The following is a 23,088-nucleotide window of genomic DNA, read 5'->3' on the forward strand; positions in this document are numbered from 1 at the left end:
AAATATTAACTAAAACCGACATGAAAAATTTAGAGTTCTCAATCATATCAGCCTTTACTGATAAAAAAGATCTAAAAGGGAATACAACTGCAGTCGTACATATAAATGTGCCACTAAAGGAAAAGCAAATGCAAGAGTATGCCCGGATTTTAAATCAACCGGCGACTACATTTATTTATCACGATGAATTTAATGAAGAATTCCACCTTAGGTGGTTTGCCCCGGATGCAGAAATTGACTTATGTGGTCATGGTGCTTTTGGAGCAGTTGCTTTTCTGTTGGATGAACCCGGGACAGTAGAATTAAATTATGCCGGAGGAATTATCAACGGAGAAAGGTATTTAAATGATGAATGTTCTATTGAGTTAGCAGGAATCGAGTCAGAACATGCTTCTATTCCTAAAGGTCTTGAAGAAGCACTAGGTGTTGATATAGAAAGTTATTTTAAAACAAATAATAAGCATGTCGTTGTATTAGACTCTGAAAAAAGGCTTGCTAAAATGAAACCAAACTTTGAACTTTTGAGAAAAATAAAGGTATTTGGTTATGCTGTTACTGCTCCGGGAGATCAGGTTGACTTTGTGAGTCGCACCATTGTTCCTCATGTAGAGGCCCTGGAAGATCAGGCCACAGGTTCATCTCATGCAGCACTGTTTCCATTTTGGGCTAAAAATCTTAAAACTGATACTTTGAAAGCTCATCAATTAAGTCAGAGAGGTGGTTATTTTAAAGGCTATGTTAATGACGGAAGAGTCCTTATCCGTTCTTGTTATAAAAAATACTCTAAAGGCACTTTAAAAGACCTATGATGTTTGTCCCGAATCCTTTTTCTCTGGTATAATCAATCTTACAATGGTGATTAACAGCAATAACCATGGAGCTCCATGAAGGACGAGGTCAAACCAGTCGATTAGTTGCATACCATTAGCTCCACCAGCAACCCATTTTATTTTTCCTAGGATATGAGGTTCGGGAAAGAAGGGAGCTAATCCAAGGGTTAAAGATAAGATTAACGGTAATATTAATTCTTTTATTTTATTTATGTCCATGATAGTCTTCTTGTTTTGATTGGTTAAAATGATAATTGAGTATAAAACTAAAATTGGTCATATTGACTCTGTTAATTTTATACCTGGGTTCAATATTATCAGCTTTAGCCAATTTATGTGTTAATAATAAGTGGGCTTCCATTCCATTTAGGAACCCATGAAATTCATAATTTATATCAATTACACCATGGTAAAAAGAAGGTAATCCATACCTGTTTTTTATTGAATCAGTTGGTTCAGGTAAATCATAATATCCTGCACTAGTCCGCAGATCTATTGACTCAGATAACTTTAAATCTGTTGAAAGATAAAATGCATTAGCATCTGCAATTCCTTCTATTCTTTCCCGGGGCATTGTGGTATACATCTTTTCTTTGCCATATTCTCTAGGGATCAATAGCTGGCCACTATTTGAGATCCTTGAAAAGGCAGCCTTAATTATACCCTTATTGAATTTATATCCGACCATTGTTGAAAGATAACCGGATGAATGATCAGCTTTATAATAAAAGTCTTCAAATGATTCATTTACCATGCTTCTTTGATAAAATAGTTGAAGCCCGAACTTAAAATGATTATTTTCAAAAGTGGTAGTTAACAGTGAATTATTAATCAGATTCTCAAAGTAAAAGTCCCATAAATCAATTTTAAATTTGTTAGTCATATAGCCTATTTTACCATAGACTACTCCCTTCGATTCAGGGAAAATTTTATCATTTTCTTCGGATAAGCTATTATATAATCCGATAGTTTCAGTGGTAGAGTACCAATCTACTGTAGATCTGGGAGAAAATCTATATATAAACCCACCACCCCAGTTTATCTTTTTGTCAGGGTTTATATATTCGTATGTGAGTCCTTCGAATAAGTTGGGGCGCATTCTACTATCCTGTGCATTTAAAACAGGCGTTTCTAAAAATTGCTTACCGAAAATTAATGTGTGATCATTGTTGGTATACTTAATATATAGCTCTTCAAGCCTGTCCAGATCATGTTTGTTGTCACGGTGCTCTATATCAAATAACCCGATCTCGTAACGATTTAATACTCCTGTGGTAGGATCTGGAGCAGTCAAATCCGATGAAGATATATTGTGAATTATAAACCCGCTGATTACTCCTTGCAGTCCTTTATAAACTGCGGTCTCGTATCCTATTCCAAGGCCGGTTCCGACAGCATAATAGTCCGACAGATCTTTAGTATTATTGGTAGCCATAAAATAGGTTCGAAAATGACCCTTGATCTTACCTTTTGAGAAATAGTCACTTAATGAATGAAGTTCCCAGCTGTCTTCCTGAATCGTATCGAGCTCATGATCTTGAGCCATTAATAAGACTGGAAATATCAGCAAAATCAATATTCCTCTCATTGCTTTTTTAATGCAATGTTCGGGAAATAGAAGCCTTATTTCTGTATCTTTTGTTACAGTGGGTTATCTACTATCATTTTATTTTGTTTTGACCTGACAATGAGTTGCTTAAAACTAGTTTGAATAAACTTAGGAACATAAAAAAGCCGGTTAAAACTAACCGGCTTAGATATATTTTAATCAATTGTCAATTAATGCCATATAAAACTTTGGCCCGACTTTCATAACTGTCTCCTTCCATCCAATATGGAGTAAATGCAGAATTAGCAATCATCGCTGCAGTTTGAACAAAAGTACTCCAATATTTTACCAGGTATTCAAAGTTTAATGATTCAGCCTCATCAGCAGGATTGTGATAATATTTGAAAATTTCCTGGTTGAAGCTTTTCATTCCTGGAGCCATTGTAATACTAGGTACACCTTTTCTGGCAAAAGAAGCATTATCAGACCGGTCGAAAAGGTTCTGTTCCGGAGCCGGATCATCACCTGCCTCTAAACCATGTGCATTTGCGGCATTATAAATATAATTCTTTACGTTCGTACGGTTCAATCCGATCACGCTTACTCGTGTTGTATCATTATATCCAGCTCCATCTGCATTGAGATTATAAACTGTTTGATCTAATGGAATTACAGGATGGTCTGCATACCAGATACTTCCCAGTAATCCCATTTCCTCTGCAGTGAAAGCTATAAGAATGATTGATCTTTTAGGCGGATGTTCTGTGAAAAACTTTGCGGCGTTCATTATAGCACCAACACCTAAAGCATTATCACGTGCACCGTTATACACCGAATCACCTTCTATCGCTCTTCCTGTTCCCAGGTGATCATAATGAGCAGTTACAGCTATGTATTTTTCCTTTAATCTAGGATCAGTTCCTTCGATAACACCAACAAGGTTATATGCATCTATTTTTTCGGAATTACTATAAGCTGTAATCGATGCATTTGTATCCTCACCTTGCTTAATCTCAGTGATCATAGTATGCATCGTGTCATTATTGTAGTTTAACCATCCATAGGGGAAGGTTTCATTACCCTGGTCTAATACAACTTGTTCTTTGTTAAGGTTTCTGACAATAATCGGCCAGGGTACTTTATCAGACTTATACAGCTCAATTAATGCGATGCCTCCATTTTCCTTTACCAGGTCAATCTTTTTACTGCTCGCCTCAAGCATTGCCATAGGATGCTGATTTTCTTCTGAACCAGCCCAGGAAATTACTATTTTACCATCAATATTGAGGTTTTTTAAAGCGTCTTCTGAACCATGTCCGACAAAGATTAATTCGGCATCGTATGATCCGGCACCTGTAAAGAAAAGTAATTGTTCTCCCTGTGTATACGTGCTTTCATCAATTTGGAAAATAGATTTTTGTTTTCCAGGCATCGATTTTCTAAGTCCCACATATTGCTTGTAAGAATCAGTGCTTCCCATCGGCATAATACCTAATTCTTTCCAATAAGAAATAATCAAATTGGCTGCAGAATCTATTCCGGCAGTACCTGTGCCTCTACCACCAAAATCATCTGAGGATAACCTGTAGATCCAGTCTTTTGATTGATCCTTATCAATTACATTGTGAACTTGCTTTGTTAGTTTACTTTCTTTTTCATCCTGAGCATTTATCACGAAGGATGATAGTATTAGTAAACAGATTAATTTAAGTTGATTATTCATTGTGCGTGGTTATTTTTTTCCTTTATGTTTAGACCAGCTGTCTTTTAGAGTTACTGTTCTATTAAATATAAGATTATCTTCTGTGGAATCAAGGTCTACACAGAAATATCCTTGTCTTTCGAATTGAACAGTAGTTCCTGGTTCCGCATCTTTTACCGATGGCTCAACCTTTGCATTTTTTGCAACAGTTAAACTTTCAGGATTGAGAAACTCTTTAAAATCTTTTTCTTTATCTGCTGTAGGTGCTTCGACGTTAAACAACCTGTCATACATATTAACGGTAATAGCCAATGCACTTGTTGCATGAACCCAACTTAAAGTACCCTTTGGTTTAATTCCACTGGTGTCCTCGCCTGATTTGCTGTCTTTATGATAGGTGCAGTAGATTTCTTCAATTTCTCCTGTTTCTTCATTTTTCTTATAATCATCACAAGTAATGATATAAGCGTATTTCAGCCGAACATTTCTTCCAGGACCAAGACGGAAAAACTTACGAGGTGGATCTTCCATAAAGTCGGCTTTGTCAATATAAATTTCCCTTCCGAATGGAATATGCCTTTTTCCGGCACTTTCGTCTTCAGGATTATTGATCGCAGGAAGCTCCTCAGTTTCTCCTTCAGGATAATTTGTTATTATCACTTTGACAGGATTTAAGACACCCATTACACGGTTAGCCTTTTTATTGAGATCTTCCCTCACGCTATGCTCCAGAAGTGCGATGTCAACTATACCATCTCTTTTTGCAACCCCTATTGTTTCACAAAAATTTCTAATACTATCAGGAGTATAGCCTCTTCTTCTCATACCACTAATAGTTGGCATTCTTGGATCATCCCATCCGGAAACGTAATTGCCTTCAACAAGCTCGAGTAATTTTCTCTTACTCATCACTGTATAATTCAGGTTAAGCCTGGCAAATTCAATTTGCTGAGGATGGAAAACTTCTAATTCATCAAGAATCCAATCGTATAGTGGCCTGTGTACTTCAAATTCAAGAGTACACAAACTATGAGTGATTCCTTCAAGACTATCTGACAGACAGTGAGCGAAATCATACATTGGGTAAATAGACCATTGATCACCTGTTCGATGATGATCTACTTTTCTAATTCTATATAATGCCGGGTCTCTCATGTGCATATTCGGACTCGACATATCAATTTTTGCGCGAAGAATTTTTTCTCCATCCTTAAACTCTCCATTTTTCATTTTCTCAAAGAGTTTAAGATTTTCTTCTACAGATCTGTTTCTATATGGACTTTCTTTACCTGGAACTGTTGGAGTACCCCTGTTTTCAGCAATTTCTTCAACAGACTGATCATCAACATAAGCTTTGCCTTTTTTGATTAGCTGTACTGCATAATCATATAGATTATCAAAGTAATCTGAGGCAAAAAATTCACGGTCATCCCAGTCAAAACCGAGCCATTTGACATCCTCTCTTATCGCATCAACGTATTCAGTCGATTCTTTCAAAGGATTTGTATCATCAAAACGCAGATTAGTTTTGCCCTTGTAATCTTCCGCAACACCAAAATTCAGGCAAATTGATTTAGCGTGACCGATATGAAGATAGCCATTAGGTTCAGGAGGAAAACGAGTATGGACTTTGTTGTCGTATCTCCCTGTTTTATTGTCGTGGTTAATTCTTTGCTCAATAAAGTTGAGTGACTTTTTTTTCTTATCTCCCTCTTTAGTAGACATATGCTTTTTATCTTTACTGATATTAATGCGAAAATACGCATAGCAACTTAAAAAGAGATGAAATTGAGCTAAATTTTAAATAGGAAGGTTTATAAAAAAAGAAAGGTTTTCCTTCGGGGAAAACCTTTTGGTATTATCGTGTCGTTATTTCACTTAACCATTCACTGTTTCCCCCTCTGTCGTCATATCTACTTCTACTTGCTGTGTTTTTTCAACAGGTGTTGTTGTATCAGCATAAGTAGGGCAAGTGTAATAACCGCATGAGGTTAACCCTAAAGAAACTAAAGTTAAAAGTGCAAAAATCTTTTTCATAAAAAAGTTAATTAGGTTTAAAAAGTAATAGTCAAACAAGTAAATCATTCTTTCCTCATGCACAACTTTTACAAAGAAACCAGTAATTGTACTCACCAACCACCCTGAATTGAGAATTAACTTACATCGGTACAATATTCGATAGAAGGCGATAAATATCAGATAATGTCAAAAAATGACAATCACACACTATTGGTGATATCATTTTTCCTTTTGAAAACATGATTAATTTAATTTCAGTTTAAAAAGTGGGTTGAAATCTTCAGATATTATTACACTGGAGGTTACCTGGATTATACCTAATATGGATTAAACTCAGGTTTGCTCTCTCCTTCTTTGACAAAAATCAATGCTGCGGAATTAATACAATAACGCAATCCTGTGGGTTCAGGCCCATCATTAAATACATGGCCAAGGTGGCTGCCGGATTTTGCATCTAATACTTCAATTCTATGCATACCATGACTATGGTCTTCACGATATAGTACCGCATTTTCTGTGATAGGTTTTGTGAAAGAAGGCCATCCGCAACCACTTTCGAATTTATCCTTTGAATCAAATAAAGGCTCAAGTGTCGCCGCACTATAATAAACACCTTTCTCTGTATGATCATTATATTCTCCGGTAAAAGGCCTTTCTGTTCCGGCTTCACGGCAAATAAAATATCTTGTCGGACCGAGACGCTTTTCCCACTCCTTGTTATCAACTGTTATTTCAAATTTATGATCCTTCTCAACGAAATTCATTTTAACTTTTTCCATGTCTGTTTAACTATAATTATCAATTGATTGTTATAATCTTTAACGATTCGTACATGCCTGAATTTAGTAAAATTTTGGTTTAAATCGTTTGCATAAAATATTCACTTGTATATAGGTGTAAAAGCATTTTTATTATTGTTATCTTGTATTGGTCATAATATATTATACTTATAAATTAATCAACCAATAATGAGAAATTACAAGGGACAAAGCAGAGTAATTATCGAATCTGTAATTCCTGAGATTAATAATGGTCAGTATTATGCAAAGGGTATCGTAGGAAAAAAAATCAGAGTTGAATGCGACCTTTTTGGCGATGGTCATGATGTTGTAAATGGTTCTTTATTATACAAACATAAAAATGCAAGATCATGGAGCGAAACACCTTTAATTTTTGATATAAATGATCATTGGTTTGCCGATTTTGTGCCTGAAAAGCAAGGTATCTTTGAATTTAAACTTGAAGGTTGGGTCGATCATGCTTTGAATTGGCAATATGAATTAAAAAGAAAAGTCGAAGGGAAACAACCAGTCAATGTTGAATTGCTGGATGGTGTCAATTACCTTAATAATATTCTCAAGAAAGCCAGCAAGACTGATAAAAAATACCTTGAAAAGGGAATTCAACTTTTTAATGAGGGAATTCAAAATCCTGAAACCATTGAATATGCACTGGGAGATAAATTACTCTACCTATTTAAAAAGTACCCTGTAAAAGAGTTTAAAACTATTTATGATAATGATCTGAAAGTGTATGTCGACAGACAAAAAGCTTTATTCAGTAGTTGGTATGAGTTTTTTCCACGGTCAGCCGGTGATTATACTGATACTCATGGGACTTTCAAGGATTGTATTAAGAGATTACCTTATGTAGCTGAATTAGGGTTTGACGTTTTATATCTTCCCCGGTACATCCTATAGGGATTAGTCATAGAAAAGGTAAAAATAATGCCGTTACAGCAGAAGAAGGAGATGTCGGTAGTCCATGGGCTATAGGAAGTGAAAAAGGCGGCCATAAAGATCTTCACCCTGAGCTGGGAAGTGTAGAAGATTATAAAGCCCTTATTTCAGAAGCAAAAAAACAAGGTATTGAAATTGCCATGGATTATGCCCTGCAATGTGCCCCTGACCATCCATATGTTAAGGAACATCCTGAATGGTTTAAATGGAGGGCGGATGGGACTGTTCAATACGCTGAAAATCCCCCAAAGAAATACCAGGATATTCTCCCAATAAACTTTGAGACCAAAGACTGGAAAAACCTCTGGAAAGAGCTTTACTCCATATTGGAATATTGGATTGAATTGGGAATAACTATATTCCGGGTCGATAATCCACATACAAAACCGTACAGATTCTGGCATTGGATAATCAATGAGGTGAAGGCTAAATATCCTGATATAATTTTTTTATCAGAAGCGTTTACAAGACCCAGGGTAATGCATGAACTAGCCAAAGTCGGTTTTACTCAGTCATATACTTATTATACCTGGAGAAACAGTAAGTATGAAATTGAAGAGTATATGGATGAATTGGTTAATGGACAAGGTAAATATTATTTCCGTCCTAATTTTTGGCCTAATACTCCGGATATCAATCCATATTCATTACAAAGTGGTTATCCTGCAACGTTCATGACCAGATATTTCATGGCTGCTACTCTTTCTTCAAATTATGGTATATATGGTCCGGTTTTTGAAAATATGGTTCACGAAGCATATCCGGGAAAAGAGGAATACATGAATTCAGAAAAGTATGAAAAGAAAACCTGGGAATGGAAAATTGATACGAAATTAAAACACATTATAAAGAAGATAAATCAATTCAGAAAGGAACATCCTGCATTACAGGATACCTATAATTACAAAAAATGTGAAGTAGACAATGAACAGATAATTGCTTATTACAAAGAGTCTGAAGATAAGAAGGATCAATTACTAATGGTAGTCAATCTGGATCCTCACTATACTCAATCAGGTTGGCTACAATTGCCACTTGATATTCTCGGACGTGAAGAAGGTCATCATTTTACCGTAACTGATCTTTTATCTGAGAATTCATATCTCTGGGATAAAGAATGGAATTTCGTAGAACTTAATCCATCCTCTCTTCCCTTTCATTTGTTAAAAATAAGTCATTAAAAGAAATGGAACCCCTGATAAGAGCGGTGCATACAACTCATAAATGGCAAGAGGTATTTGAAGACCCCTTGTTTCGTGATGCTTTTATCGAAGAATGGGTCCCTCAATATATAACAAAACGTCGATGGTTTGCAGGGAAAAGCACCCCGGTAAAAGTGTTCAAAATTGAAAGGATTCTACCTCTACCAACAGATTTTGGATATTACTATCATGTGATAGTTGAAGTAATATATGAACCTGGATATACGGAGACGTATTTATTACCCTTATCGTTCGTAACAGTGCTACCTGAAGAGGAAAGTATCCAAATTTTAGGTAAATGTGTAATTGAAGAAAAATCCGGTTATTTAGTTGAAGCGGTATATCTGGAAGATTACAGGAACGCTCTTTTTAATCATATAATTAAATCGAGTAAAACTAATATCGGAGTGGATAACTTCTTTGTTTTCGAAAGAGGAAAAATAATGACTGAAAAGGAAGGAGATCGAATCCACAGTAAGCTTCTTGATGTAGAACAGAGTAACACTTCTATTATTTATAATGACAGATATATTTTAAAGATATATAGAAAACTATTCATGGATCATAATCCCGATCATGAATTAGTGAGGTTTTTATCTGAATATGCTGAATTCACTCATGCACCAAGTTATGGTGGAAGTGTTTCCTGGGTGAGATCGGGAAATTTCACTGTTTCAATTGCTCTTATGACAGAGCTTATCCCCAATGATGGAGAGGGATGGGAATATATGTTGCAAAAGATCGAAACAGCCTTTGATAATTTTCTTTCTTCAGACCTGAATATTTCTGAACTACCGAAATTGAAATATTTAAAAAGAATGAAAGCATCTTCTATACCCGATCAGTATAGGGAATTGATAGGAAATGACTTTTTAAATAATATTGAGATTCTTGCTAAAAGGACTGCTCAAATGCATGTAGCCTTAGCTTCAAATAAAATTGACAGACATTTCGTTCCAAGATCATATAATAGTGATTTTAGTGTATGGTTAAAAAATCGCTTGATATATATTTTTGAGAACCGATATAATATGCTTGAATCAAATCTGCATAAACTTGAAGGAGTTGGATTGGATTATGCTCATGAGTTTATCGCTCATAAATCAGATATAATTAAGCATTTTCTATCCTTTGATGAGCTAAAACTTAATAGTAAAAGAATTAGAATACACGGGGATTATCATTTGGGTCAGGTTCTTCTCACTGATAATGACTTTTTTATTCTTGATTTTGAAGGTGAGCCAGAAAGTACGATCAGAGATAGAAAGGTTAAGCAATCTCCATTAAAAGATGTTGCAGGTATGTTTCGCTCTTTTCACTATGCCATTTATGCAACGCTATTCAAATCTGATAAATACAGGGATAATAAAGATGAGTGCTCTTTATTAGGCTCAAAATTATTCAGGGTTATCACAAATGTATTTATGGACAAATACTGTAGGATTGCTTTTAAAAATAATCTCGATATCGGATATAACGATGAGATAAAATATCTTTTAAAGTATCATTTACTGGAAAAAGCAGTGTATGAATTAGGGTATGAATTGAATGCCAGGCCGGACTGGGCAATAATTCCTTTAAAGGGAATAATGCAAATATTAAAAGTAGAAGAAAATGAAAAATAATCATGAGTCACCTGACAATCAGGTTCAGGGATATTCGTTACTGACTGATTTTGATATAGGTTTATTTAATACTGGTAAGCATTTTAAGCTTTATGAAAAACTGGGTAGCAGGGTAACTGAAAATGAAGATCAGCATGGAGTTTATTTTGCTTTATGGGCTCCTAACGCTTCTAAAGTGAGTGTGATTGGTGATTTTAACGGCTGGAATGGTGATCAACATTATTTGTTTCCAAGATGGGATGGTTCTGGTATCTGGGAAGGATTTATTCCGGGTGTCGATAATGGAACTATTTATAAGTATCGTATACATAATCAGCAAACAGGTGAAATTTTAGAAAAAGGAGATCCTTTTGCGATTTTCTGGGAAGTTCCACCGAATACTGCTTCAATAGTCTGGGATATTGATTATAAGTGGAGTGATGATGATTGGATGAATAAACGGAAGGAAATCAATTCACTCGATCGACCGATTAGCGTATATGAAGTTCACCTTGGATCCTGGAAGAGAAAGTATGATGATAATAACCGATCATTTTCATATAAAGAATTAGCGAAAGATCTGGTGCCTTATGTTAAGGAGCTTGGATTTACCCATGTTGAATTTATGCCTGTTATGGAGCATCCGTTTTTTGGCAGCTGGGGATACCAGGTGACTGGGTATTTTGCACCATCTTCACGCTACGGTACACCTCAGGATTTCATGTACCTGATGGAAAGCTTTCATAACGAAGGAATTGGTGTCTATCTTGATTGGGTACCCTCCCATTTTCCAAATGATGCTCATGGATTGCATCGCTTTGACGGTACTCACCTTTTTGAGCATGAGGATCCTCGCCAGGGATATCATCCTGACTGGAACAGCTATATATTTAACTATGGCAGAAGTGAAGTGAAATCATTTCTAATATCAAATGCATGCTTCTGGTTTGAAAAATTTCATGCTGATGGACTTAGAGTGGATGCTGTAGCTTCCATGCTTTACCTTGATTATTCCCGTAAGGAAGGGGAATGGATACCAAATAAATATGGTGGAAGAGAAAATCTGGAAGCAATCGATTTCATGAAAGAAATGAATGAAACCGTCTATGCAAACTTTGAAGGTATTCAAACTATCGCTGAAGAAAGTACTTCATGGCCGATGGTGACCAAACCAACTTATTTAGGAGGCCTGGGCTTTGGTATGAAATGGATGATGGGTTGGATGAATGACACATTAGAGTACTTTAGTAAAGACACTCTTTACAGACAACATCATCAAAATGAAATCACCTTTAGCATGACTTATGCATTCACGGAAAATTTCATGCTTCCTCTTTCTCACGATGAAGTAGTTCATGGCAAGGGATCTCTTTTATCAAGAATGCCTGGAGATGAATGGCAGAAATTCGCTAATCTTCGTTGTTTATATGGTTATATGTACACTCATCCCGGAACTAATTTATTATTTATGAGTGGAGAAATAGGCCAGAGTGATGAATGGAAACACGACAAGAGTCTGGATTGGTGGCTTACAGAGCATAAATATCACCAGGGAATCTTCGAATGGGTAAAAGATCTCAATAATTTATACAAGGATTCACCAGGATTATATGAGAAGCAATTCAGTGCTGAAGGATTTGAATGGATAGATTATACTGATGCGGCCAATTCAGTTATTGTCTTTATGAGAAAAGGCCACTACAAAGAGAATACATTATTTGTGGCTATAAATTTCACACCTGTACCAAGAGAAAAATATGAAATCGGAGTACCTTATGAAGGGGAATATGAAGAAATAATCAATTCTGATTATGAAAAGTACGGGGGAAGTGACCAGTATAATGGAGGTGTATTAAAAACATCTAAAGGTGAAATGCATGGTCATCAGCATAAATTAAAGCTGAATCTTTCTCCTTTGGGGGTTAGTATTTTAAGAAAGAAGTAAATGAAGAAATATATATGTATACACGGGCATTTTTATCAACCACCGAGAGAAAATGCCTGGTTGGAAAAATTGAAGTTCAGGAATCTGCTTTTCCATTCCATGACTGGAATGAGAGAATCAATTTTGAATGCTATGGACCAAATGCACAGGCAAGGGTTCTTGATGAGGAGGGAAAGATCATTAATATTGTAAATAACTACAGTAAAATAAGTTACAATTTTGGTCCGACGCTTCTTTCCTGGATGGAAGAACATGAGCCATCAACCTATAAGGGTATACTTGAAGCTGATATTGAAAGTATGACCCGATTTAATGGTCACGGATCAGCAATGGCCCAGGTATATAATCATATTATAATGCCTCTTGCTAATTCCCGCGATAAAGAAACTCAAATTATATGGGGTATTCAGGATTTTGAATATAGGTATAAAAGAAAACCCGAAGGAATGTGGCTGGCAGAAACAGCTGTAGATTTAGAATCCCTGGATCTGATGGCTAAGCACGGTATTAGGTATACTTTGCTGGCTCCAAGGCAGGCAAAGCGGTTCAGGAAAGAAGGTGAAACTGAATGGCAAGACGGAATAAATACAAGAAAGTCCTACTTCATTAATCTACCGTCCGGACGAAAAATGAATTTGTTTTTTTACGACGGTGATCGTTCACAAGAAATTGCGTTTAAAGGTTTACTTTCTGATGGTGAGAAATTCGCAGCTCATTTAACTAGTTCTTTTGACGAATCTGATAAGGAAAGCCAACTCGTTCATGTCGCTACTGATGGAGAAAGTTATGGTCATCATCATAGTTATGGAGAAATGGCACTCGCCTATTGTCTGAGAAAAATAGAAACAACAGAAGATATTGAACTTACCAATTATGGCCAATATCTAGATATAAATCCACCGGTTCACGAAGCTGAGATTCATGAGGATAGTTCCTGGAGTTGTGTTCATGGGGTTGATAGATGGAAGGCTGATTGTGGTTGTAGTACCGGTGGACATCCTGATTGGAATCAAAAATGGAGAACCGGATTAAGAGAATCATTAAACTGGCTAAGGGATCAATTATCAGAAGCCTACGAAGCTGAAATGCAAAAATTTGAGACGGATCCCTGGGAATTAAGAGATAAATACATTGAAGTTTTGCTGGACCGTTCTAAAAGTTCTGTTGATAGATTCATCAGCAAAAATGTTAAAAGAATACCAATTGATCAAAAGGAAAAAACTCATTTATTGAGACTTTTAGAACTTCAAAGACAAAGTCTGTTGATGTTTACAAGTTGTGGCTGGTTCTTTGATGAATTATCAGGTATTGAAACAGTCCAGATACTTCAATATGCTGATCGTGCCATTCAGTTAGCAGAAAGTGAAGCCAAAATAGGTCTTGAAAAAGAATTTTCTAAAAGACTTGGAACGGCTTTTAGTAATATTGAAGCTTATGGTTCAGGAAAAGACATTTATGAAAGGCATGTTAGAAGCGGTAGGTTAACGTTAACTAATATTGGACTCCACTATGCTGTAAACTCTCTTTTTGCTGATAATCCGGCAATGCTTTCTGTTTTAAATTATGATTGTGAAAGTGAAATTTATAAAAGATACGAGGCAGGAATTCAAAAATTAGCCCTTGGAAAAACGAAGGTTGTTAGTAAAGTAACTCAGAGTGAAAAAGTATTCTGGTTTGTAATTGTATATCTTGGGCAGCATCAATTATTTGGAAGTTCCTCCAATAAACTGGACGATGAATCTTTCGATAAAGTAGCCAAGGATATTAGAAATGAGTTTAACAAAGGCAATCTGTCAAAGACTATTGATATTATAAGAGCAAATTTCAAATCCAAAAATTTTAGTTTCTTTGATATGTTCAGAGATGAGCAAAACAAGCTTCTGGATACTGTACTTCAGGAAAGTATTGGTCAGGCAGAGGCTTCATACCGCCGTATTTATGAAAGAAATTATAATTTACTTAACGTGATGAAAAATAGTGGTCTCCATATACCCTTAGCATTACAAAGAAATATTGAAGGTGTTGTTCAAAGTGAATTAAAGAAGGTCTTTTTAAATGACAAACTCGACATGAATAAGCTGGAAAGTATAGTGCGAGATGCTATTAAATGGAATGTATCTGTCAATAATATAATATTAAATCCATTGGTTAATAGTAAGCTTATTTCCATGCTAAATGAATTTATTGAAAAACCGGAGGATGAGTCATTAATTGGTGATATTAGAAAATCTATTGTTCTAATGAGATCTATTGGACTTGAGAGTAATTTTAAGAAAATACAAAACCTCACGTTTAATTTGATCAGAGGTTATGATCCATTTATGCAGGATAAAATATATTTAATAGAAGATCTCGCTAAAGAATTGAATTTAAACCCCGATGGTATCAGGGAAAATGGAAAATAAAAAACCCGGTAGAACCGGGCTTTATTTTATACAATTACTACAGAATTATCTTCAAAAGTAAGATTATTCGGTACGTATTTATCAGCTTCCGGATCGTTTTCCCAGATTTTTCCGTCGATCAAATATCTGAACTGGTACTCTCCTCCTGCTTTAAGGTTTTTTACAACTTTAAATTCACCTGATTTTAGTTTTTTCATCGGGATTGCATCCTTATCCCAATTTGCAAAATCAGCTACGATACTTGCTGTTTGTGCTCTCTCTCCTAATTCTTTAGGAATTAAAAAAGTCACTTTACATTCTGGCTTGCTCTTTAGGTACTGTTTCTTGATACTCATGATGGATTGAATTTTTATTCAAAGAACCACCAATTTTTAATTATTTCAACCCTAAAGTGCACTTTTAACAGATTGATAACTATAAAATTGAAATTTAGTAAAAGAAATTAATGAAAAATTGATAAAAAGATAATACAACTATTAATCAAACGATTACGGTTTTATTTTTCGTAAAAATGGTTCATCAGACGTAATCCGTCGAGGGTCAGATTTACATCTACAATGTCAAAACTATCCTTTAGCGGTGATAAAATTGATGAAAGACCACCTGTAGCATAGACATTCATTGGAGTTTTGAGTTCTTCTTTGATCAATTGAACCATTTTTTCGACCAGCCCGGTATATCCGCTAAGTATTCCTGCTTGTATGGCATGAACGGTGTTTTTACCAAGAACCGAAGTAGGCATTTCAAGTGGGACTTCAGGTAATTTAGCTGTGTTTTGAGTAAGGGCCCTGATTGCAGTTTTTAATCCAGGGGCAATTGCTACACCAGCAACACTTCCATCATTATTAACAGAAGTAAAGGTTAAAGCAGTACCAAAATCTACCACTATGCAAGCTTTTCTTCCTGCTCTTATGTAGGCTGCAAGGGCATTACACATCAGATCCGAACCGATCTCCGTTGGTCTTTCAGTTGAAATTGGGATTTTATGATAAACATCCGGACCAATAATTAAAGGATTGATTTCAAATAATCCCTTTACAGCTTTACTCACTGTATCAGATAATTCCGGCACCACACTACTTAAGGAAATAGAATCTACTTCACTGATCTTTATATCAGACTCTAGAAGCCATTCCCGAAAAATCATTTGAAAAGCTTCCGCATTTTTCTCTTTCGAAGATGGAGTACGCCAAATGAATTCTATTTTGTCGTCTCTCCATAAACCGACAACCATGTCTGAGTTACCAATATCGATCGATAATAGTGTCTTCATAATTTTCGACACAAATAAAAGTAATTTATATTTAATGAGCTTACTTTATGATAAATAATAATCCTATGAAATTTGATTACCCTGCACTACTGGTTGATAAAGAGAAGGTTTTAAAGAATGTCAAAAGAATGAAGCAAAAAGCTTCAGATTTGAAAAAGGATCTCAGGCCTCATTTTAAGACTCACCAATCTGTTGAAATTGGTGATTGGATACGTGAACAGGGTATTGATAAAATTGCAGTTTCTTCGCCGCAAATGGCAGAATATTTTGCCAGGTATGGTTGGAAAGACATTTTGATAGCATTTCCCTTAAACATCAGGGAAATGAACTTAATTAATACTTTAGGGAAAAAGATAAAATTAGGTATTTGCATTTCTGATATTAAAGTATTGGATCAGTTATTGAATGAAGCGAAATCTAATATTGATGTTTGGATAGAAACAGATATTAATTATTACAGAAGTGGAATAGATTATAAAAATCAGGAGGATGCGATTGAAGTGATTAAAAGGGTCAACGAACATCAATTCTTAAACTTCAAAGGCTTAATGATCCATAAGGGAGATCTTTACATAAACGATGTTGATCAGCAGGAAAAGAAACACCTGGAAGCAATCAGGATTATAAAAGAATTGAGATCTGTCTTAGGTGAATTTAAAAAAGATATCAAAGTGTCATATGGAGATACACCTTCTTGTTCTTCATTCGACTATTTTGAGGGTGTTGATGAATTGCGACCCGGTAATTTTGTGTTTTATGATCTAATGCAAAATACTTTTGAAGCATGTGAGTTAAATGATATTGCCATTTGCCTTTCATCACCTGTAGTTGCAGTTTATGAAGAATCAAGGAGGGTTATTTCTTACGGAGGAGCTGTTCATCTGGCAAAGGATTATCTTCAGGGTGAGGAAGATAGTTATGGTAAAATAGTAAAGATCAAGGAGGATAAATGGGAGCTGGAAATAGTAGGTAATATTTACAAGCTTTCGCAGGAACATGGGGTGATCAGATGGTCAGAAGAGCACGATTTACCATCACCAGGTGATGTAATTGGTGTTTTACCTGTTCATTCCTGCCACACCGCTTCAGCAATGGGGTGTTATTATGAATTTAATGGCAGTAGAATAGAACGTTTTAATGTTTCAGATCTGGGACATTGCTATAATTAATCTATATTTAGGAATAGAAATTAAATTAACTGCAAAAATATTATGAGTCTAAAATACTTTTATTTTTTACTTTCAGTAATCGTTCTTTTTTCATGTGGTAACGAAGAGGAATCTAAAGAAGAGACAAACGATCAATTGGTTCTCAATGGTTCTGTCATGAATGTAGGTGATCGTGAAATGGTTTATATCTATTCCAGCATTAACCCTGCAGAAGGAGCTATCGATTCTGTAATGCTTGATTCGGGCAAATTTAATTTTGTTTTGGATTGGCAGGGACCTGAAGCTGTAGGTATTCAGATCGGAAAGCAAAACTTGCGTTTTAATCACATAATTCTAACTCCCGATACAATCGATTTATTCATCGATCCTCAAGACAGGGAAAATCCGATTGATATCAAGGGTTCAGAAGTACATAATGAATTTTTAGCATTTCAGGAGAAGAAAAATAACTATAAGGCTGAAATGTATGATTCTTTGATAAGTGAATATTATCGAGCTGACAGTACAGGGACAGAGGAAGATAAAAATGAAATAAGAAGTCAGCTGACTAGTGTATATGACGAAAGAGTAAATCTTGTTAAAGATTATATTGCTGACAATCCTGATTCCTATATTGGACCTCTTCTAATCCGCACGGAATTAATGTATGGAAAAAACTATGAGCAATTAGATAGTTTAGTAAGCTTGGTAGGGTCTTCTCAGGAGGATACAAAAGTAATGCAATACCTTACTGATCGTCTGGAGCGTTTGCAAGTTGTAAAAACCGGAAATTCAGCTCCTGAAATTTCTCAGGAAACTCCTGATGGAGATACGCTTAAATTATCCGATTTCAAAGGTAAATACGTCTTAATCGATTTTTGGGCAAGTTGGTGTGGGCCTTGTAGAAAAGAAAACCCTTATATGGTGAAACTATATGATCGATTTAAGGGAGAAGATTTTGAAATTTTCGGTGTTTCATTAGATCAAAATGAAAAAGCCTGGATAAGTGCCATAGAAGCTGATAATATTAATTGGGCTCATGTATCGGATCTTCAGGGTTGGGGAAATGAGGCTGCAAAAAAATATGTTGTCAACTCTATCCCTCATACGGTACTGATTGATCCTGAAGGAAAAATCATTGCCTCAGGATTACGAGGAGAAAGCTTAAACACAAAACTTGAAGAGATTTTCCGGAAGGAAATCTAAATGCTCTGATTACCTTGTCAGAGAAACATAGTCATCAATGATTTTTGAAACGAACTCATCTTTATTTCTGAATTTGAGTTCGTTTCTTTTTATTTCCAGCCTGTTAACCAAATCATCAACCATTTCCTGGTATATTTTCCTGTTAACCTCATTGTTATACTGCTTTGTTCTTTCCTTTATTTCTTTAAGAGCGAGAACGTATTCATCATTTAATGAAGTTACTTGAGGAAACATAGGTTCATAATTTGACCTGTCTGATAATTTTAATATATCATCAAGAGAGATGTTATACTTGGGTGATAATTTAATTACTGTGGTATTAGCCGCAATATCACCTAGTCTTTGGGCATATTTTGTGGATGTAATTGATAAAATCGCAATTGATCCGATAGTAAAAATAACATCAACTGGCTTAAGGGCCCATCTTAGAAAATAATCGCCCCAGGATGCTTGTTCCCCTGTTATTTTAACAGCTTGAAACTTTAATATTCTTTTACCGGGTGTCTGTCCATTAAGTATGATCTCAAAAAACAAACTATAAAAAACCGCCTGGGGAAAAAGAAAGGCCAGGGATACTTCTTGCAAATATTTTCCCACTACAGCACTAAGAATCGCAAATTGCAGACCCAAGCCAATAGAAATTATCAGGATATCTATTATGTAGCTGATTATTCGGTACTTAGCTCCAGCCAGTTCATATCTTATGATAACATTTTGACTGGTATTAATTTCTATGGTTTGCATTTTTATGTCTAATTAGTGTATCTTCGACCCATGCGCGAATCGGAGTTTATCAGACAAAATAAAGAAAAGTGGCAGTATTTTGAAAGGTTATCGAAAACTTCAGGATCAAATCCTGATGAATTTCATAAGCTTTACATTGAAATAACTGATGATTTAAGCTACTCCAGATCTCATTATCCAAATAGGATGATCCGGGTCTATTTAAATAATATAAGCCAGAGACTTTACCATAGCCTAAATAAAAACAAAAAGACAGGGATGAACCGATTCCTGAATTTTTGGAAATTTGATCTTCCACAAACTATGTGGAACTCAAGAAAGGAAGTTTTGGCTTCATTTATTTTATTCTGGATGTTCTTTGCCATAGGCGCTTTTTGTGCTCACTACCAACCAGATTTTATCGTTCAGATACTTGGCCCTGAGTACGTATCTATGACAGAAGAAAACATCGCAGCCGGTGATCCAATGGGTGTTTATAAAGATGATAATGAACTGTCAATGTTCGTAGGGATAAGTTTAAACAACATGGTTGTCATGGCTAAAACCTATCTCTTTGGCATTTTTTCATTGATTGGTACTTTTATTATTCTTCTTTATAATGGAATAATGATTGGATCATTTCAATACTTTTTTATTGAAAAAGGCTTGTTCTGGGAATCATTTTCAACAATATGGGTTCATGGTACCATAGAGATATCGTGTATTGTTCTGGCAGGTGCAGCAGGTCTGGTTCTTGGAAAAGGCTGGATGTTTCCAGGAACTTATTCGAGATTACAATCTTTTTTAATCCAGGCAAAAAGGTCTACTAAGATTATTGTAGGAACTGCCCCATTCGTAATCATAGCAGCATTCATCGAAAGCTTTATCACAAGGTTTGATGACACACCAATTATATTTAGATTATTATTTATTTTGGTTTGTGCAGTATTAATGGTTGGTTATTTTATAGTTTATCCCTGGTTCTTAAATAAAACTTCCCAGGTTAAAGATGAAAAAGTAGAGGTTCCTTTAACTGCCAACCATGACTTCAAACTTCGGAACCTGATCAAAAGTCCTGGTCTTATTATTACCGATTCTTTTTTTCTGATAAAGTCTAATTTTAAGAAATTAATGAAAGCTACTACCCTGTTAGTTTTTGTAATATCCGGAGTAACATGGGCCTTATTAAATATTGATCCTATTTTAAAGGAAGACTTTTTCTCAATTTATGATTATTATAATGCAAGTACTTTGGTAGCGCGATTTGAAGAACTAAATGTGATTTGGTTAATAGTCTTTGTTCTTACAACTTCATTTATAGGCTATTATAGTCAAAAGCTGATATATAATAAATTCAATATAAAAATTAAACCTATACAGGTTTTTTTACATTGTGTTATTGCCTTTTCACTTATATGTGTTCTTTTAACCTTTAATTTCTTCTTACTCACTATAACAGGAATTATAATCTTTCCTATTTTGATTATTCCTGTTTTTGCATCCGTTTCAGGAGATTATAGGTTTTCTGAAATAATCGGTTCAGGATTTAAAGTACTTAAATTTAATTTTTCTTCAGTACTGTTAGTTGGGCTTAGCTGGCTGTTTTTTTCATTTGTGATCTCTTATCTAATTGATTTTTTATTGGGAGCAGGTTCCTTTGTTAATTACCTGGTAAGTATGCATTTTGAGCAATTTGAAAGTTATGATATTTTTAATTCTATTTATTTATTGAGTATCGATCTTTTAAAGTTGCCATTATTTCAACCTTATTCTTTTTTTTACAGATACAGATATTTTACTCTTACAGAGAAATATCGGAATCAAATGGCTTGCGAGAAAAAATTCACAGTTTAATCAGTAACGTGGGATGAGTAAAACCAGATTTTTTTATTTTTATATTTTTTTTACTTCCATATGTATCATATCTATCCAAGCTCAGGATTCCTTAAGTCTAGACCAGAAAGATTTGGAACAAGTATCAAAGGGAGTCGACTACAAATTCCAGGAAAAAGAAGTGGAAAAAGATGAGGATAGTTCCGGAGATATAGATTTTGATCCAGGAGTCGGAAGCTGGTTTAATAATGCCGGGCCGGTATTTAAAGTAGCCCTCATAATTATAGGAATAGGTGTCATTCTATCTTTATTGATATGGCTTGTAAATAACAGTGGTAAATCTAATCTGAAAAATAATCAGGCTGTTACCATTTTATCAGATGAAGAGATCACTGAAAAAACAATGATTCTAGATTTTGACCAGTTGATTAAACAGGCAGAAGATGAAGGTAAATATGCTTATTCTTTAAGATTATTTTATCAATGGATTATAAGAATACTTGCGGAGAATGGTTATATAGTCTGGAAAAAAGATAAAACAAATCATCAATTTTTAAATGAATTAGAAGATCAGGATATTAAATCTGATTTTCGTAAGATCACACTTATTTTTGAAAAATACTGGTATGGAGAATATCCTATTGATGTAAATAAATACCTCGAAGAAAAAGGAAAGTTTAACAATCTGCTAAGAGAATTAAATGAGAGACAACCTGGTTAATATTATTATAGCAGTTTTTATTGGTCTAGTGGCTCTTCTTTTTGTAATAAATGCACTAAATGATAATTATCATTGGTCAGAAAATTATTACTGGGAAGGAGAAAACCCATATGATCTTAAAATATATAAAGATTGGCTGGAAACACTTGATGATAAAACAGTTGATTTTATAGATGTCAGAAATGCAGAACGTTCTTTCGATAGTACTTCAGCATATATTATTGTTGGTAATCATTTAGCTGAAAGCAATAAACAACTTCCAAAATTTTTTGATGCTGTTAATAATGGTGCTACGGCGTTAATAGCAACTTATACTAATCCGTCTGATATTTTAGATTCTCTTGAGGCAGAATTAGGTTATGAACTATATTATTTCAGTAATGAAACGCTTAAGAGATTTACAATAAGCAATGAAAATTATTCAGAAATCTTTGTTAAGTATAATCAATATGGTGATCCTCTAATAACTAGTGAAGTCAGGGTTTTGCAAGATTATAATATAGACCACCTCACTCCTTTACTTTATATTGATGAAGGACCAATTGCATTTGAAGTTTCTTATGGAAATGGTAAGCTTATTTTCATTAACACACCCATCGTTTTTTCGAATTACTATCTGTCGAATAGAAAATTTCAGACAGCAAAATTCCTCACTAAACGGCTGGAAGGCGAAAAGATATATTTGGACAGATACTTCACCAATCCTTATAAAAACGAAGAATATATAGATGATGACCAAATGGGTTCGAATCCATTAAGTTTTGTTCTGTCCGACAAACATTTATCAACTGCATGGTATGTTTTTCTTGCAACAGCTTTGATTTATCTATTTTATGTTTCGAAAAGAAAACAAAGAGTAATTCCCGTAATTCCAGATAAGGAGAACAGGACACTTAACCATGTTAAGTTAGTTGGAGAGCTTTACTATCAGAAAGCTGATTCTTATGTGATATTTCAAAAGCTTTACAAGGTGTTTTTTGAACATATAAGGTCCAGATATAATCTGAACACTTCAAAGATTGATGATAATTTAATAAAGAAACTTAATATGAAATCCGGAGTTGAGATTGAGTTGATTCAAACAATTGTTCAGAAAATTGAAAATTTGAATTACAAAAAATCAGTTTCAGATAAAGAATTAATAGACATTTATAATTTAATACAAACTTTCTATAAAAAGGAACTATAG

20 protein-coding genes are annotated in these 23,088 nt (G+C 34.8%); 11 read left to right on the top strand and 9 right to left on the bottom strand.

Features of this window, described 5'->3' with window-relative positions; all coding sequences use genetic code 11:
* Positions 1–20: 20 nt before the first annotated feature.
* Positions 21–809, top strand: coding sequence for a PhzF family phenazine biosynthesis protein (locus DCC35_RS11405; RefSeq protein WP_137090924.1), 789 nt, complete (start codon positions 21–23; stop codon positions 807–809).
* On the opposite strand, the gene DCC35_RS11410 is transcribed toward DCC35_RS11405, so the two are convergent.
* The 6 genes from DCC35_RS11410 to msrB form a co-directional block, all read right to left on the bottom strand.
* The gene (locus DCC35_RS11410; protein ID WP_137090925.1) at positions 804–1,049 is read right to left on the bottom strand and encodes a hypothetical protein; all 246 of its coding nucleotides are present in this window, start codon (positions 1,047–1,049) and stop codon (positions 804–806) included. The genes DCC35_RS11405 and DCC35_RS11410 overlap by 6 nt on opposite strands.
* Entirely contained in the window at positions 1,036–2,418 is a 1,383-nt protein-coding gene (locus DCC35_RS11415; RefSeq protein WP_217495816.1) for a hypothetical protein, read from the bottom strand. The genes DCC35_RS11410 and DCC35_RS11415 overlap by 14 nt, the downstream gene beginning before the upstream one ends.
* A 187-nt stretch (positions 2,419–2,605) precedes the next feature.
* Positions 2,606–4,102, bottom strand: coding sequence for a M28 family peptidase (locus tag DCC35_RS11420; RefSeq protein WP_137090927.1), 1,497 nt, complete (start codon positions 4,100–4,102; stop codon positions 2,606–2,608).
* A 9-nt stretch (positions 4,103–4,111) separates the two neighbouring features.
* A complete protein-coding gene (locus DCC35_RS11425) occupies positions 4,112–5,806 on the bottom strand; it encodes a glutamine--tRNA ligase/YqeY domain fusion protein (protein WP_137090928.1) in 1,695 nt (564 codons plus the stop codon).
* Between the two features lie 153 nt (positions 5,807–5,959).
* Entirely contained in the window at positions 5,960–6,118 is a 159-nt protein-coding gene (locus DCC35_RS20680) for a hypothetical protein (protein ID WP_175402794.1), read from the bottom strand.
* 299 nt (positions 6,119–6,417) lie between these two features.
* Positions 6,418–6,879, bottom strand: coding sequence for a peptide-methionine (R)-S-oxide reductase MsrB (msrB, locus tag DCC35_RS11430; protein WP_137090929.1), 462 nt, complete (start codon positions 6,877–6,879; stop codon positions 6,418–6,420).
* Between the two features lie 189 nt (positions 6,880–7,068).
* On the opposite strand from msrB, the gene DCC35_RS21245 reads away from it, so the two are divergent.
* From DCC35_RS21245 to DCC35_RS11450, 5 genes are all read left to right on the top strand, one after another.
* Entirely contained in the window at positions 7,069–7,800 is a 732-nt protein-coding gene (locus DCC35_RS21245; protein ID WP_246070003.1) for a maltotransferase domain-containing protein, read from the top strand.
* Between the two features lie 179 nt (positions 7,801–7,979).
* Positions 7,980–9,020 (top strand): alpha-amylase family protein, encoded by a 1,041-nt coding sequence (locus tag DCC35_RS21250; RefSeq protein WP_246070004.1) that lies wholly within the window; start codon positions 7,980–7,982, stop codon positions 9,018–9,020.
* 5 nt (positions 9,021–9,025) lie between these two features.
* Complete coding sequence (locus DCC35_RS11440; protein WP_137090930.1) at positions 9,026–10,666, top strand: maltokinase N-terminal cap-like domain-containing protein; 1,641 nt, start codon at positions 9,026–9,028, stop codon at positions 10,664–10,666.
* Complete coding sequence (glgB, locus tag DCC35_RS11445) at positions 10,656–12,590, top strand: 1,4-alpha-glucan branching protein GlgB (RefSeq protein WP_137090931.1); 1,935 nt, start codon at positions 10,656–10,658, stop codon at positions 12,588–12,590. Before DCC35_RS11440 ends, glgB begins: the two co-directional genes overlap by 11 nt.
* A gap of 14 nt (positions 12,591–12,604) precedes the next feature.
* Positions 12,605–14,995: a DUF3536 domain-containing protein gene (locus DCC35_RS11450; protein ID WP_137090932.1), complete on the top strand. Its 2,391-nt coding sequence runs from the start codon at positions 12,605–12,607 to the stop codon at positions 14,993–14,995.
* Positions 14,996–15,021: 26 nt separating this feature from the next.
* Here DCC35_RS11450 and DCC35_RS11455 read toward each other — a convergent pair whose 3' ends face one another.
* Positions 15,022–15,330 (bottom strand): isoamylase early set domain-containing protein, encoded by a 309-nt coding sequence (locus tag DCC35_RS11455; RefSeq protein WP_137090933.1) that lies wholly within the window; start codon positions 15,328–15,330, stop codon positions 15,022–15,024.
* A 161-nt stretch (positions 15,331–15,491) separates the two neighbouring features.
* Positions 15,492–16,268 carry a type III pantothenate kinase gene (locus tag DCC35_RS11460; protein ID WP_137090934.1) on the bottom strand — a complete coding sequence of 259 codons (777 nt, stop codon included), beginning with the start codon at positions 16,266–16,268 and terminating at the stop codon, positions 15,492–15,494.
* Between the two features lie 65 nt (positions 16,269–16,333).
* Here DCC35_RS11460 and DCC35_RS11465 point away from each other — a divergent pair, with 65 nt between their 5' ends.
* Together DCC35_RS11465 and DCC35_RS11470 are read left to right on the top strand one after the other, a co-directional pair.
* Positions 16,334–17,437 carry an alanine racemase gene (locus DCC35_RS11465; protein WP_175402795.1) on the top strand — a complete coding sequence of 368 codons (1,104 nt, stop codon included), beginning with the start codon at positions 16,334–16,336 and terminating at the stop codon, positions 17,435–17,437.
* Between the two features lie 42 nt (positions 17,438–17,479).
* Positions 17,480–18,622 carry a TlpA disulfide reductase family protein gene (locus DCC35_RS11470; RefSeq protein ID WP_137090936.1) on the top strand — a complete coding sequence of 381 codons (1,143 nt, stop codon included), beginning with the start codon at positions 17,480–17,482 and terminating at the stop codon, positions 18,620–18,622.
* Positions 18,623–18,631: 9 nt separating this feature from the next.
* Here DCC35_RS11470 and DCC35_RS11475 read toward each other — a convergent pair whose 3' ends face one another.
* Positions 18,632–19,366, bottom strand: a complete 735-nt coding sequence (locus DCC35_RS11475) for an RDD family protein (protein ID WP_137090937.1) — start codon at positions 19,364–19,366, stop codon at positions 18,632–18,634.
* 30 nt (positions 19,367–19,396) lie between these two features.
* On the opposite strand from DCC35_RS11475, the gene DCC35_RS11480 reads away from it, so the two are divergent.
* From DCC35_RS11480 to DCC35_RS11490, 3 genes are all read left to right on the top strand, one after another.
* Entirely contained in the window at positions 19,397–21,199 is a 1,803-nt protein-coding gene (locus DCC35_RS11480; RefSeq protein WP_137090938.1) for a stage II sporulation protein M, read from the top strand.
* Positions 21,200–21,311: 112 nt separating this feature from the next.
* Positions 21,312–21,899: a hypothetical protein gene (locus DCC35_RS11485; protein WP_137090939.1), complete on the top strand. Its 588-nt coding sequence runs from the start codon at positions 21,312–21,314 to the stop codon at positions 21,897–21,899.
* Entirely contained in the window at positions 21,880–23,088 is a 1,209-nt protein-coding gene (locus DCC35_RS11490) for a DUF4350 domain-containing protein (RefSeq protein ID WP_137090940.1), read from the top strand. Before DCC35_RS11485 ends, DCC35_RS11490 begins: the two co-directional genes overlap by 20 nt.

It is taken from the genome of Mangrovivirga cuniculi (assembly GCF_005166025.1).
Taxonomy (GTDB): Bacteria; Bacteroidota; Bacteroidia; order Cytophagales; family Cyclobacteriaceae; genus Mangrovivirga; species Mangrovivirga cuniculi.

Coding starts and splice junctions, on each gene's coding strand:
- DCC35_RS11405 (WP_137090924.1), top strand. CDS start 21: ATGAAAAATTTAGAGTTCTCAATCATATCAGCCTTTACTGATAAAAAA.
- DCC35_RS11410 (WP_137090925.1), bottom strand. CDS start 1,049: ATGGACATAAATAAAATAAAAGAATTAATATTACCGTTAATCTTATCT.
- DCC35_RS11415 (WP_217495816.1), bottom strand. CDS start 2,418: ATGAGAGGAATATTGATTTTGCTGATATTTCCAGTCTTATTAATGGCT.
- DCC35_RS11420 (WP_137090927.1), bottom strand. CDS start 4,102: ATGAATAATCAACTTAAATTAATCTGTTTACTAATACTATCATCCTTC.
- DCC35_RS11425 (WP_137090928.1), bottom strand. CDS start 5,806: ATGTCTACTAAAGAGGGAGATAAGAAAAAAAAGTCACTCAACTTTATT.
- DCC35_RS20680 (WP_175402794.1), bottom strand. CDS start 6,118: ATGAAAAAGATTTTTGCACTTTTAACTTTAGTTTCTTTAGGGTTAACC.
- msrB (WP_137090929.1), bottom strand. CDS start 6,879: ATGGAAAAAGTTAAAATGAATTTCGTTGAGAAGGATCATAAATTTGAA.
- DCC35_RS21245 (WP_246070003.1), top strand. CDS start 7,069: ATGAGAAATTACAAGGGACAAAGCAGAGTAATTATCGAATCTGTAATT.
- DCC35_RS21250 (WP_246070004.1), top strand. CDS start 7,980: ATGGATTATGCCCTGCAATGTGCCCCTGACCATCCATATGTTAAGGAA.
- DCC35_RS11440 (WP_137090930.1), top strand. CDS start 9,026: ATGGAACCCCTGATAAGAGCGGTGCATACAACTCATAAATGGCAAGAG.
- glgB (WP_137090931.1), top strand. CDS start 10,656: ATGAAAAATAATCATGAGTCACCTGACAATCAGGTTCAGGGATATTCG.
- DCC35_RS11450 (WP_137090932.1), top strand. CDS start 12,605: ATGTATACACGGGCATTTTTATCAACCACCGAGAGAAAATGCCTGGTT.
- DCC35_RS11455 (WP_137090933.1), bottom strand. CDS start 15,330: ATGAGTATCAAGAAACAGTACCTAAAGAGCAAGCCAGAATGTAAAGTG.
- DCC35_RS11460 (WP_137090934.1), bottom strand. CDS start 16,268: ATGAAGACACTATTATCGATCGATATTGGTAACTCAGACATGGTTGTC.
- DCC35_RS11465 (WP_175402795.1), top strand. CDS start 16,334: ATGAAATTTGATTACCCTGCACTACTGGTTGATAAAGAGAAGGTTTTA.
- DCC35_RS11470 (WP_137090936.1), top strand. CDS start 17,480: ATGAGTCTAAAATACTTTTATTTTTTACTTTCAGTAATCGTTCTTTTT.
- DCC35_RS11475 (WP_137090937.1), bottom strand. CDS start 19,366: ATGCAAACCATAGAAATTAATACCAGTCAAAATGTTATCATAAGATAT.
- DCC35_RS11480 (WP_137090938.1), top strand. CDS start 19,397: ATGCGCGAATCGGAGTTTATCAGACAAAATAAAGAAAAGTGGCAGTAT.
- DCC35_RS11490 (WP_137090940.1), top strand. CDS start 21,880: ATGAGAGACAACCTGGTTAATATTATTATAGCAGTTTTTATTGGTCTA.